Here is a 12,582-nt window from a genome sequence, read left to right on the forward strand (position 1 = left end):
GCTCCATTGCGCTGCCGCGCCCACCCCTCCGGCCAATGGTTGGGCTGGCCCCCGCCACGTACGCTTCCGGCATCACCACGTGCTTTTATCAGGAGAACAAAAATGAGCACCGACAGACGGCCCCTCGCGGTCCTGGTCAGCAGTACCTTCGCATTCACGATCTGCTTCGCGATCTGGATGATGTTCGCGGTGCTGGGCATCCCCATCAAGACGTCACTCGGCCTGAACGAAACGGAATTCGGCCTCCTCGTCGCCACGCCCGTGCTGAGCGGCGCCCTCGTGCGCGTCCCGCTCGGCATCTGGACCGACCGCTACGGCGGCCGCATCGTGTTCTTCACGCTGATGCTGGCCTGCGCGCTGCCGATCTGGATGATCAGCCATGCCACCGCCTACTGGCACTTCCTCGTGCTGGGCCTCTTCGTGGGCCTGGCCGGCGGCTCGTTCTCGGTCGGCACGCCGTACGTGGCGCGCTGGTTCGGCAAGGAGCGGCGCGGCCTCGCGATGGGCGTGTTCGGCGCCGGCAACTCCGGTTCCGCGCTGACCAAGTTCGTGGCCCCCGCCATCATCGCCGCCCTCGGCTGGCAGGCGCTGCCCAAGGTGTACGCCGCCGTGATGGTCGCCACCGCCCTGCTGTTCTGGTTCGGCACGTATTCCGATCCGTCGCACAAATCCGCATCCGGCGAGAGCTTCGCGGCGCAGATGCGCGTGCTGAAGGATCCGCGCGTGTGGCGCTACTGCCAGTACTACTCCGTCGTGTTCGGCGGCTACGTGGCGCTGGCGCTGTGGATGACGAAATACTACGTAGGCGAATACGGCTTCGGCCTCAAGGAAGCCGCATTGCTGGCCGCATGCTTCTCGCTGCCGGGCGGCGTGCTGCGCGCACTGGGCGGCTGGATCTCCGACAGGTTCGGCGCCTACAAGGTCACCTGGTATGTGATGTGGGTGTGCTGGGTGTGCTTCTTCATCCTGTCGTATCCGCAGACCACGATGAGCGTCAAGACGGTCTCCAGCACCATGGACCTGCACATCGGCCTCGGCCCCGTGACCTTCACCCTGCTGCTGTTCGTCGTCGGCGTCGCGATGGCCATCGGCAAGGCATCCGTGTTCCGCTTCATCGCCGACGATTTCAGCGACAACATCGGCGCCGTCTCGGGCGTCGTCGGCCTGGCCGGTGGCCTCGGTGGCTTCATCCTGCCGATCATGTTCGGCGCCATCGTCGACCTCACCGGCATCCGTTCCAGCTCTTTCATGCTGCTGTACGGGACCGTGTGCGTGTCCCTCGTCTGGATGCATTTCTCGTTCAAACCGCAAACCAGGGCGGCCGTCGCCGCACCGGCGCATTCCTCAACCAAGCCGTTGCGCAAGGCCGCTTGATACCACTTCAATAATCACAGGAGAACATCGTGAGTCGTTACCTCATCTCGACCTGGGAACCCGAGGTTCCCGCCTTCTGGCACAGCCGCGGCAAGCCCACGGCCAGCCGCAACCTCTGGATCTCGATCCCCGCGCTGATGCTGGCGTTCGCGATCTGGATGGTGTGGAGCGTCGTCGTCGTCAACCTGCCGGCCATCGGCTTCAAGTACAGCACCAACCAGCTGTTCTGGCTGGCCGCCGTGCCGGGCCTCTCGGGCGCCACCTTGCGCATCTTTTATTCGTTCATGGTGCCGATCTTCGGCGGCCGCAAATGGACCGCCATCTCCACCGCGTCGCTGTTGATCCCCGCCCTCGGCATCGGCTTCGCCGTGCAGGATCCGAATACCAGCTACCCGACCATGCTCGTGCTGTCGCTGCTGTGCGGCTTCGGCGGCGGCAACTTCGCGTCGTCGATGGCCAACATCAGCTTCTTCTACCCGAAAGCGCAGAAGGGCTACGCCCTCGGCATGAACGCGGGCCTCGGCAACCTGGGCGTCTCCGCCGTGCAGTTCGTCGTCCCGCTCGTGATCACCTTCGCGCTGTTCGGCGGCGAAGCGCAAACGTGGACCAAGGCCGCGGCCACCAAGCAGATGTGGCTGCAGAACGCGGGCTTCGTGTGGGTGCCGTTCATCATCGTCAGCACGCTGGCCGCCTGGTTCGGCATGAACGACCTCGCGTCGGCCAAGGCCTCGTTCGCCGAACAGGCCGTGATCTTCAAGCGCAAGCACAACTGGCTCATGTGCTGGCTGTACGTGGGTACCTTCGGCTCGTTCATCGGCTATTCCGCCGCGTTCCCGCTGCTGACCAGCACCCTGTTCCCGCAAGTGAACCCGCTGCAGTACGCATTCGTCGGTCCCCTCGTCAGCGCCCTGGCCCGCGTGGCCGGCGGCTTCATCGCCGACAAGCTGGGCGGCGCCCGCGTCACCGTGTGGACGTTCGTGTGCATGATCCTGGCGGTGCTGGGCGTATTGCACTTCCTGCACGCCGGCAGCTTCGCCGGTTTCTTCGGCATGTTCCTCGTGCTGTTCGCCTGCACCGGCGTCGGTAACGCATCCACCTTCCGCATGATCCCCGTGATCTTCCTGACCCTGCACCAGCGCGCCGCCAAGGGCCAGTCGGAAGGCGCACAAGCGCAGGCCGTCGCCAGCGCCAACAAGGAAGCGGCCGCCGTCCTCGGCTTCACCTCGGCCATCGCCGCCTACGGCGCCTTCTTCATCCCGAAGAGCTACGGCACCTCGATCGCCCTGACGGGCAGCGCCGACGCCGCCCTGTGGTGCTTCATCGGCTTCTACGTCACCTGCATCGCCGTCACCTGGTGGTTCTATGCCCGCAAGGGTGCCGAGATCACCTGCTAGTCATAAAGGAGTAGACGGCCTACTCCCTAATCCGGGCCGGGACCGACTTCTTGCGAATACCGCGTAGTCGGCCCGGTCCGTAGACTGAACACAGCTGCACCACACCGAATATCGAGAGCGCGCCCCGGCGCGCCGTTGGAGAAACCATGAGTCACTTTTTGGACCGCCTGAAGTTTTTCGGCAAACCGAGCGAGACGTTTTCGAATGGCCACGGGGCCGTCGTCAACGAAGACCGCACCTGGGAAAAGGCCTACCGCCAGCGTTGGCAGCACGACAAGATCGTGCGCTCGACGCACGGCGTCAACTGCACGGGCTCGTGCAGCTGGAAGGTCTACGTCAAGAACGGCCTGATCACCTGGGAGACCCAGCAGACCGACTACCCGCGCACCCGCCCGGACCTGCCGAACCATGAACCCCGCGGTTGCCCGCGCGGCGCCAGCTACTCGTGGTACGTCTACTCGGCGCAGCGCGTCAAGCACCCGATGGTGCGCGGCCGCCTGATGCAGCTGTGGCGCGAAGCGCGCGCGACCCGCGATCCGGTCGCGGCCTGGGATTACATCACGAACGATCCGCAGAAGGCCGCCAGCTACAAATCCGTACGCGGCCAGGGCGGCTTCGTGCGCGCCAAGTGGGACGAGGTCAACGAGATCATCGCCGCCGCCAACGCCTACACGATCGGCAAATACGGCCCGGACCGCATCATCGGCTTCTCGCCGATCCCCGCCATGTCGATGGTCAGCTATGCCGCCGGCACCCGCTACCTGAGCCTCATCGGCGGTGTCGCCATGAGCTTCTACGACTGGTATTGCGACCTGCCGCCATCCAGCCCGCAGGTGTGGGGCGAGCAGACCGACGTGCCGGAATCGGCCGACTGGTACAACTCCACGTACCTGATGGTATGGGGTTCGAACGTCCCGATGACCCGCACCCCCGACGCCCACTTCTACACGGAAGTGCGCTACAAGGGCACGAAGACCGTCGCCGTGTCGTCCGACTTCGGCGAGATGGCCAAGTTCGGCGACATCTGGCTCGCACCCAAGCAGGGCACCGACGCGGCATTGGCCATGGCCATGGGCCACGTGATCCTGAAGGAATTCCACGCCACCGGCAAATCGACGTACTTCCGCGACTACGCCAAGCAGTACACCGACTTCCCGATGCTCGTCATGCTGAAGGAGCGCGACGGCACGCTGGTCCCCGACTACTTCCTGCGCGCGTCGCACCTGGCGAACAACCTGGACGAAGCCAACAACCCGGAATGGAAGACCCTCGTCATCGACGAGGCGACCGGCAAGATCGTCGCGCCGAGCGGCTCGATCGGCTTCCGCTGGGGCGAATCGGGCAAGTGGAACCTCGAACAGAAGGAAGGCGCCACCCGCAATCCGATCGATCCGCAGCTGTCGCTGCTGGACGGCCATGACCGCATCGTCCCGGTGGGCTTCCCCTACTTCGGCGGCAAGGACGCCGAGGACCTCCTGCTGCGCAACGTGCCGGTGAAATCCATCACGCTGGCCGACGGCACCACCGCGCTCGTCACCACCGTGTACGACCTGTCGATGGCGAACTACGGCGTCGACCGCGGCATCTGCCCGAACGCCGCGAAGAGCTACGACGACGACGTCCCGTACACGCCCGCATGGCAGGTGAAGCACACCGGCGTGAAGGCCGCAGACGTCGTGACCGTGGCGCGCGAATTCGCCGACAATGCCGACCGCACCCGCGGCAAGTCGATGGTGATCGTCGGCGCGGCGCTGAACCACTGGTACCACATGGACATGACGTACCGCGGCATCATCAACATCCTCATGATGTGCGGCTGCGTGGGCCAGAGCGGCGGCGGCTGGGCGCACTACGTCGGCCAGGAAAAGCTGCGCCCGCAGACCGGCTGGACGCCGCTCGCCTTCGCACTGGACTGGAACCGCCCGATGCGCCAGATGAACGGCACGTCGTTCTTCTATGCCCACACGAGCCAGTGGCGCCACGAGAAGCTGCACACGTCCGAGATCCTGTGCCCGACGGCGGACGGCAAGCTGGAAGAGATGGCGCTGATCGACTTCAACGCCAAGGCCGAGCGCATGGGCTGGCTGCCGTCGGCGCCGCAGCTCGAAACGAACCCGCTGGACGTCGTCCGCGCCGCGGAAAGCGCGGGCCAGGACCCGGCGCAGTACGCGGTCGAGCAGATCAAGGCCGGCAAGCTGAATTTCTCGTGCGACGACCCGGACAACCCCGCGAACTTCCCGCGCAATATGTTCGTGTGGCGCTCCAACATCCTGGGCAGCTCGGGCAAGGGCCACGAGTACTTCCTGAAATACCTGCTGGGCACCCAGAACGCGCTGATGAGCGACGAAGACGCCTGCGTCAAGCCGCGCGACGTGAAGGTGCGCCCGGCCGCCGAGGGCAAGCTGGACCTGCTCGTGGTGCTGGACTTCCGCATGTCGACGACGTGCCTGTACGGCGACATCGTGCTGCCGACGGCGACCTGGTACGAGAAGGACGACCTGAACACGTCCGACATGCACCCGTTCATCCACCCGCTGTCCGAAGCCGTGCAGCCGCTGTGGGAAGCGAAGTCGGACTGGGAAATCTACAAGGGCATCGCGGCCAAGCTGTCGGAAATCGGCGGCGCCCACCTGGGCACCCGCAAGGACCTGATCCTCACGCCGCTGCTGCACGACACCCCGGGCGAACTCGGTCAGCCGTTCGATCCGAAGGACTGGCGCCTCGGCGAGTGCGAGCCGGTGCCGGGCAAGACGATGCCGTCGATGACGGTCGTGGAACGCGACTACCGCCAGATCCACAAGAAATTCACGTCGATCGGGCCCCTGCTGGAAAAAGTGGGCAACGGCGGCAAGGGCATCGACTGGAAGACGGGCCATGAAGTGGACGTCCTGCGCGGCATCAACCGCACCGTGCTGGAGGAAGGCGTGTCGAAAGGCCAGCCGCGCCTGGACACGGCGATCGACGCCGCCGAGATGATCCTCACGCTGGCGCCGGAAACGAACGGCCACGTGGCGGTGAAGGCCTGGGAAGCGCTGTCGAAGATCACGGGCCGCGACCACACGCACCTGGCCATTCCGCGCGAGCATGACAGCATCCGCTTCCGCGACGTGCAGGCGCAGCCGCGCAAGATCATCTCGTCGCCGACGTGGTCGGGCCTGGAAAGCGAGGAAGTCAGCTACAACGCCGGCTATACGAACGTCCATGAACTGATCCCCTGGCGCACGCTGACGGGCCGCCAGCAGTTCTACCAGGACCACGTCTGGATGCGCGACTTCGGCGAGGGACTGTGCGTGTACAAGGCCGCGATCAACACCAAGACGACGGAAGCGATCATGAACCGCCGTCCGAACGGGAACAAGGAACTGGCGCTGAACTGGATCACCCCGCACCAGAAATGGGGCATCCACTCGACCTACTCCGACAACCTGCGCATGCTGACCTTGTCGCGCGGCGGCCCGCACGTGTGGCTGTCCGAGATCGACGCGAAAGCGGCGGGCATCGAGGACAACGACTGGATCGAGGTGTTCAACGTGAACGGCACGCTGACGGCGCGCGCGGTGGTGAGCCAGCGCGTCCCGGAAGGCATGACGCTCATGTACCACGCCCAGGAAAAGATCGTGAACGTGCCCGGTGCGGAGATGTCGAAGAAACGCGGCGGCATCCACAACTCGGTGACGCGCACGGTGACCAAGCCGACCCACATGATCGGCGGCTACGCCCAGCTGTCGTACGGCTTCAACTACTACGGCACGGTCGGTTCCAACCGCGACGAATTCGTGGTGGTCCGCAAGATGCGCGACGTGAACTGGATGGAAGGCGCCCGCGACGAATCGCGTCCGAACGGCGAGCAGCAACCGGCGCGCCCCGCCCCGGCACGGCCGGCAGGCACGCCGAAGCACGAGACGGAAGACCGCGAACCCGCGCTGGCACGCGTCGCCAGCCCGAAGGGTGCTTGAAAAGATAACGAGGTAAAGACATGAAAATCAGAGCACAAATCGGCATGGTGCTGAACCTGGACAAATGCATCGGCTGCCACACCTGCTCGGTGACCTGCAAGAACGTCTGGACGAGCCGCGACGGCGTGGAATACGCATGGTTCAATAACGTCGAGACGAAGCCCGGCATCGGCTACCCGAAGGAATGGGAGAACCAGGACAAGTGGAACGGCGGCTGGAAACGCACCGCGTCCGGCAAGATCGAACCGCGCCAGGGCAGCCGTTTGAAAATCCTGGCGAACATCTTCGCCAACCCGAACCTGCCGCAGATCGACGAGTACTACGAGCCGTTCACGTACGACTACGAGCGGCTGCAGAACGCGCCGCTGTCCGAGACGCCGCCGACCGCCCGTCCGATCTCCGTCCTGACCGGCAAGAAGATGGACAAGATCGAATGGGGTCCGAACTGGGAGGACGACCTGGGCGGCGAATTCGCCAAGCGCAGCAAGGATAAACTGTTCGACAACGTGCAGAAGGAGATGTACTCAACGTTCGAGAACACCTTCATGATGTACCTGCCGCGCCTGTGCGAGCACTGCCTGAACCCGACCTGCGTGGCATCGTGCCCGTCCGGCTCCGTGTACAAGCGCGAGGACGACGGCATCGTGCTGATCGACCAGGACAAGTGCCGCGGCTGGCGCATGTGCATCTCGGGCTGCCCGTACAAGAAGATCTACTACAACTGGTCGTCCGGCAAGGCCGAGAAGTGCACGTTCTGCTACCCGCGCATCGAAGCGGGCCAGCCGACCGTGTGCTCGGAAACCTGCGTGGGCCGCATCCGCTACCTGGGCGTGCTGCTGTACGACGCCGACAAGATCGAAGCCGCGGCCTCGGTCGCCGACGAGCAGGACCTGTACGAAGCGCAGCTCGGCCTGTTCCTCGATCCGCACGATCCCGAGGTGATCGCGGAAGCGCGCCGCCAGGGCATCCCGGACTCGTGGCTCGAATCCGCCAAGCGCTCGCCCGTCTACAAGATGGCCGTCGAATGGAAGATCGCGTTCCCGCTGCACCCGGAATACCGCACGTTGCCGATGGTCTGGTACATCCCGCCGCTGTCGCCGATCCAGGCCGCGGCCGAAAGCGGCAAGATGGGCATGAACGGCATCCTGCCAGACACGAAGAGCCTGCGCATCCCCGTGCGCTACCTCGCCAACCTGCTCACCGCGGGCAAGGAAGCGCCGGTCGTGCATGCGCTGGACCGCATGCTGGCGATGCGTGCCTACATGCGTTCGAAGTCGGTGGACAAGGTCGAGAACCTCGACGTGCTGCGCCAGGTGGGCCTGTCGCAGGCGGTCGTGGAAGACATGTACCACATCATGGCCATCGCGAACTACGAAGACCGGTTCGTGATCCCGAGCAGCCACAAGGAGATGGCCGAGGACAGCTTCAACGAAAAGGGTTCGTGCGGCTTCTCGTTCGGTAACGGCTGCTCGGACGGCACCAGCGACGCCTCGCTGTTCGGCAAGAAGAAACAGGGATCGACGATCTTCATCTCGATGCCCAAATCGCGCAAGAAGAAAGAAACGGAAGGAGCCTGACATGACCCACTACCGCATCCTGTCCGCGCTGCTGCTCTACCCGGAGGGCGACCTCGTCGCCGCCCTGCCCGAGCTGGAAGACGGCCTGCCGCTTCCGATGCGCGCCCGGGTGGCGCCGCTGCTGGCGCACCTGGCCGAGAACGACATGATCACGCTGCAGCAGGAATACGTGCAGACGTTCGACCGCACGCCGTCGCACTCGCTGCATTTGTTCGAGCACATCCACGGCGAATCGCGCGACCGCGGCCAGGCCATGGTCGACCTGATGGAAGAGTACAAGAAGCACGGCCTGGAAATGCAGGGCGACGAACTGCCGGACTTCGTGCCGCTTTTCCTCGAATTCCTGTCGCAGCTGGACGAACAGGAAGCCGGCCGCCTGCTGGGCGACGCGGTCCACGTGCTGGCCTTCATCGGCCGCAAGCTGGCCGCGAACGGCAGCCCGTATGCCGGCGTGTTCGACGTGCTGGAAGGCTTGTCCCCGGTCGCGGCGGAAGAACTGTCCGAGCCGCCGATCAAGGACATGGACGAGGCGCTGGAAACCTTCGGCCCCGGCGCGGACGGCGTCGAGCCCCTGCTCAAGCCGCAGGCGTCGGGCCCGCAACCGATCAATTTTTACCCGCGCGGCACGCGTCCTGCCGTGCATCAGGAGGAGGCAGCATGAACTATATAAATCAATTCCTGTTCGGGATCTACCCGTACATCGCGCTGGCGATCTTCCTGCTCGGGAGCCTGATCCGCTTCGACCGCGAGCAATACACGTGGCGCTCCGAATCCACGCAAGTGCTGCACAGGGGCCAGCTGCGGCTGGGCAGCATCCTGTTCCACGTCGGGATCATCGGCCTGCCGGGCGGCCACGCCGTCGGCCTGCTGACGCCCGTGTGGGTGTGGGATACGCTCGGCGTCACGCACGGCGCCAAGCAGCTGTTCGCGATGGCCGCGGGCGGCGTGATGGGCACCCTGTGCCTGGTCGGCATCCTGCTGCTGCTCGCTCGCCGCCTCGGCAACGAGCGCCTGCGCACGGCCACCACGTTCAAGGACAAGATCGTGCTGCTGTGGATCCTGGGCACCCTCCTGCTGGGCCTGTCGTCGATCTTCGTGTCGGCGGGTCACCTGGACGGCCACATGATGGTCCTGCTGATGACCTGGGCCCAGCACATCGTGACGTTCCGCGGCGACGCCGCCGGCTTCATCCTCGATGCGCCGCTCGTGTTCAAGCTGCACCTGTTCATGGGGATGTCGCTGTTCGTCATCTTCCCGTTCACCCGCCTCGTCCACATCTGGAGCGGTTTCGGCGCGGTGACTTACCTGGGCCGTGCCTTCCAGCTGGTCCGTCCGCGCTAAGGAGCAATCATGGGTATCTCCGTCAACGGCGTCGAGATCGACGACCGCCAGATCGAACAGGAACTGCCGCACCACAAGGGCACCCCCAACCCGCTGAAGGCATCGGTGCACGAAGTCGTGCTGCGCACCGTGTTGCTGCAAGAAGCGGACCGCCTCGGGATTGCCGGCGCCGACGACGACGCACGCGTCGAGGCGCTGCTGACGCAGCAGGTCAGCGTGCCGCAGGCCGACGAGGCGGCGTGCCTCACCTACTACCGGAACCACCCGGACAGGTTCACCCGCGGCGCAATGGTCGAAGCGCGCCACATCCTGTTCCAGGTGACGCCGACCGTGCCCCTGGACCTCGTCCGCGAAACGGCGGAGGACATCCTGGCGGCGCTGCGGGCCGCGCCGGAACGCTTCGGCGAACTGGCGGCGCAGTATTCGAACTGCCCGTCCGGCGCCGTGGGCGGCAGCCTCGGCCAACTGAGCCGCGGCGACTGCGTGCCGGAATTCGACGACGTGCTGTTCCGCCTCGGCGAAAACGAGCTGGCCGCGCGCCCCATCGAGACGCGCTTCGGCCTGCACATCGTCCAGGTGCTGCGCCGCATCGACGGCTCGCTGCTGCCGTTCGAAACGGTGAAATCGCAGGTCGCCGCATGGCTCGCGACGGCCGCGCTGCAGCGGGGCATCCACCAGTACCTGCAGATCCTCGTGGGCCGCGCACGCATCGAGGGCATCACGCTGGAAGGGAGCGCGACGCCGCTCGTGCAGTAGAAATTACAGGCTTGTGAAGAACTGCCCCGGCTGCGGACGCACCCGGGGCGTTTTTTTCGGTTCTCCAGTACCGATGCCGATGAAGCAGACCGCACGCTCGTGCGCGTCGAGGGCCAGCAGGCGGCGCATGGCCGGCGTGTCGAGCGCCCCGCCGCTCGCGAGACCGCTGGCAAAGCCCAGCGCCTGCGCCGCGAGCAGCACGTTCTGCAGCGCGCAGCCCAGCGACACCAGTTTTTCCTCGACCGGGACGGAGGTGCCGGGCGCGTCGACGAGGACCGCCACGAGCAGGCACGGCGCGTGCAAGGCTTTCGCGCGCGTGGACGCCCGCGCTGCATCGTCGGCCGTGGGATCGCGCTGCGCAAGCGCGTCCTCGAACACGGCGCCGAGATCGTCGCGCCGCTCCGGCGGGACCAGCACGAAGCGCCAGGGCAGCAGGCAGCCGTGATCGGGCGCCTGCGCGGCCGCGTCCATCATCCGCGCCAGCGCGGCGTCGTCCGGGCCCGGCGCCTGCAGGCGGCGCAGGGCCACATGGCGGCGCGCCGCCAGGGTGTTCCACAAATCCGAGTTCATGGCGCCCATTATAGGGTCAGGTCGCGGTACGGTTGCGCCCTGCTTCCTTGGCCCGGTACAGGGCCGCGTCCGCGTGCGCGCCGAATGCGCGGTCCGGGTCGTCCGCCTGCTCCGGCACGGCGGCGTACGCGCCGATGCTGACGGTGACGACGCCCAGCGGCGATGCCTCGTGGCGCAGCGCGTGCGCGGCCACGCTGGCATGGATTTTTTCGGCGACTTCGCGCGCGCCGGCCAGGTCGGTGTCCGGCAGCAGCACGACGAACTCTTCCCCGCCATAGCGCGCGGCCAGGTCGCCGCTGCGCCGCAGGCCGCGCAGCATCGCCTGTGCGACGGTCTTGAGGCATTCGTCGCCCGCCAGGTGGCCGTAGCGGTCGTTGTAGCGCTTGAAGTGGTCGACGTCGATCATCAGCACCGCGAGCGACGCCCGGTTGCGGAACGCGCGCCGGTGCTCGCGCTCCCAGGTCTGCTCGTAGTAGCGCCGGTTGAACAGCTCCGTCAGGCCGTCGACATAGGCCATCGCCGACAGCGACGCATTCGCCGTCTCGAGCAGCGCCTTCGTCGTCAGCAGGTCGCGCTGCAGCTGGTCGCGCAGCCCGATCTGGCGCACGGCGCGCCGCCCGAGCAGCAGCAGGCCGGCGATCAGCACGAACAGCGCCAGGTACGACAGGATCGCGCTGTGCAGCCACGGTCGCAGCGCCACGTCCTTCGAACGCAGCACCGTGATCCGGGCCGGATAGTCGCCGACGCGCGACTCGGTGCGGATGAACGTCGCGCCGTCGATCTCGGCGTCGCGTCCGCGCAGGCGGAAGACGGGATCTTTCCGCGTGTCGCGTCCGATACTGGCCGTGTCGAACGGCACGCGCAGCAACAGGGTGCCGTCGTCCAGCGTCATCATGATGCGGCCGTCGCTGCCGATGTCGAGGCCTTCGTAGAACGTGCGGAAGAAGTCGATCTTGATCGTCGCCAGCGCCACGCCCGCGAAGCTGCCGTCGGGATGGTCGATACGGCGCGACACGGGAATGATCCAGGCGCCGCTCGTGCGGCCGATGATCGGACCGCCGACGTGCACGCCCGGCCCCGGGTGCTGCTTGTGATACTGGAAGTAGGCGCGGTCGCTGTTGTTGCGGCCATCGAAGCGCGTGCCGGCGGAATTCACGATCCAGCGGCCCTTCTCGTCGTAGATGAACAGGCCCTGCAGCGCCGGCATGTCCGCCATGTGCTTCATCATCAGCGCGCGCAGGCGCGCCATGTTCGCGGCCGACCATCCTTCCACTTCGACCTTGTCGACGAGCGACACGAGCACCGTGTCCGCCATCTTGAACGAGGAATTCGCCTGGTTGGCGAGCGTATGCGCCGTGTTGGACGCGGAGATGGACGCGCCGGACAATTCCAGCGCGCGCGAGTGATAGCCGCTCCACGCCATGACGGCGACGGAGGTCAGGCACGCCATCACGATCAGCGCGATCGTGACGACCTTCAGCGGCCGGCGGCCGCCGTCCAGCGCGTCGACACGATCCTGCCCCGCCTGTCCGGCTTGCGACTGCAACAACGCACTGGCTCCCTTACGAAACAACATCCACCCCGACGATTCGACAAACAGCCGAGTGTATGCGA

The 12,582-nt window shown here is 66.0% G+C and carries 9 protein-coding genes; 7 read left to right on the forward strand and 2 right to left on the reverse strand.

The genetic code is table 11. The annotated features are described in order from the left end of the window. Positions 1–102: 102 nt before the first annotated feature. From QPK29_RS01940 to QPK29_RS01970, 7 genes are all read left to right on the forward strand, one after another. On the forward strand, positions 103–1,374 hold the full coding sequence (locus QPK29_RS01940) for an MFS transporter (protein WP_371769473.1): 1,272 nt from the start codon (positions 103–105) through the stop codon (positions 1,372–1,374). Between the two features lie 29 nt (positions 1,375–1,403). After that, positions 1,404–2,768, forward strand: a complete 1,365-nt coding sequence (locus tag QPK29_RS01945; protein ID WP_056125115.1) for a NarK family nitrate/nitrite MFS transporter — start codon at positions 1,404–1,406, stop codon at positions 2,766–2,768. Between the two features lie 146 nt (positions 2,769–2,914). Beyond that, entirely contained in the window at positions 2,915–6,724 is a 3,810-nt protein-coding gene (locus QPK29_RS01950; RefSeq protein ID WP_371769474.1) for a nitrate reductase subunit alpha, read from the forward strand. Between the two features lie 20 nt (positions 6,725–6,744). Further along, the gene (gene narH, locus QPK29_RS01955; protein ID WP_056125117.1) at positions 6,745–8,301 is read left to right on the forward strand and encodes a nitrate reductase subunit beta; all 1,557 of its coding nucleotides are present in this window, start codon (positions 6,745–6,747) and stop codon (positions 8,299–8,301) included. 1 nt (position 8,302) lies between these two features. Next, complete coding sequence (narJ, locus tag QPK29_RS01960; protein WP_056125120.1) at positions 8,303–8,962, forward strand: nitrate reductase molybdenum cofactor assembly chaperone; 660 nt, start codon at positions 8,303–8,305, stop codon at positions 8,960–8,962. Further along, the gene (gene narI, locus QPK29_RS01965; protein ID WP_371769475.1) at positions 8,959–9,642 is read left to right on the forward strand and encodes a respiratory nitrate reductase subunit gamma; all 684 of its coding nucleotides are present in this window, start codon (positions 8,959–8,961) and stop codon (positions 9,640–9,642) included. The genes narJ and narI overlap by 4 nt, the downstream gene beginning before the upstream one ends. A 9-nt stretch (positions 9,643–9,651) precedes the next feature. Beyond that, the gene (locus QPK29_RS01970; protein WP_371769476.1) at positions 9,652–10,398 is read left to right on the forward strand and encodes a peptidylprolyl isomerase; all 747 of its coding nucleotides are present in this window, start codon (positions 9,652–9,654) and stop codon (positions 10,396–10,398) included. 3 nt (positions 10,399–10,401) lie between these two features. Here QPK29_RS01970 and QPK29_RS01975 read toward each other — a convergent pair whose 3' ends face one another. Further along, positions 10,402–10,968 carry a nitroreductase family protein gene (locus tag QPK29_RS01975; protein WP_371769477.1) on the reverse strand — a complete coding sequence of 189 codons (567 nt, stop codon included), beginning with the start codon at positions 10,966–10,968 and terminating at the stop codon, positions 10,402–10,404. Between the two features lie 16 nt (positions 10,969–10,984). Continuing rightward, positions 10,985–12,517, reverse strand: coding sequence for a sensor domain-containing diguanylate cyclase (locus tag QPK29_RS01980; protein ID WP_371769478.1), 1,533 nt, complete (start codon positions 12,515–12,517; stop codon positions 10,985–10,987). Positions 12,518–12,582: the final 65 nt, after the last annotated feature.

It is taken from the genome of Massilia orientalis (assembly GCF_030411975.2).
Lineage (GTDB): Bacteria > Pseudomonadota > Gammaproteobacteria > Burkholderiales > Burkholderiaceae_D > Telluria > Telluria orientalis.

What these genes read in the sequence shown, in the direction of transcription:
- QPK29_RS01940 (WP_371769473.1), top strand. Translation starts at nt 103, where the DNA reads ATGAGCACCGACAGACGGCCCCTCGCGGTCCTGGTCAGCAGTACCTTC.
- QPK29_RS01950 (WP_371769474.1), top strand. Translation starts at nt 2,915, where the DNA reads ATGAGTCACTTTTTGGACCGCCTGAAGTTTTTCGGCAAACCGAGCGAG.
- narH (WP_056125117.1), top strand. Translation starts at nt 6,745, where the DNA reads ATGAAAATCAGAGCACAAATCGGCATGGTGCTGAACCTGGACAAATGC.
- narJ (WP_056125120.1), top strand. Translation starts at nt 8,303, where the DNA reads ATGACCCACTACCGCATCCTGTCCGCGCTGCTGCTCTACCCGGAGGGC.
- narI (WP_371769475.1), top strand. Translation starts at nt 8,959, where the DNA reads ATGAACTATATAAATCAATTCCTGTTCGGGATCTACCCGTACATCGCG.
- QPK29_RS01970 (WP_371769476.1), top strand. Translation starts at nt 9,652, where the DNA reads ATGGGTATCTCCGTCAACGGCGTCGAGATCGACGACCGCCAGATCGAA.
- QPK29_RS01975 (WP_371769477.1), bottom strand. Translation starts at nt 10,968, where the DNA reads ATGAACTCGGATTTGTGGAACACCCTGGCGGCGCGCCGCCATGTGGCC.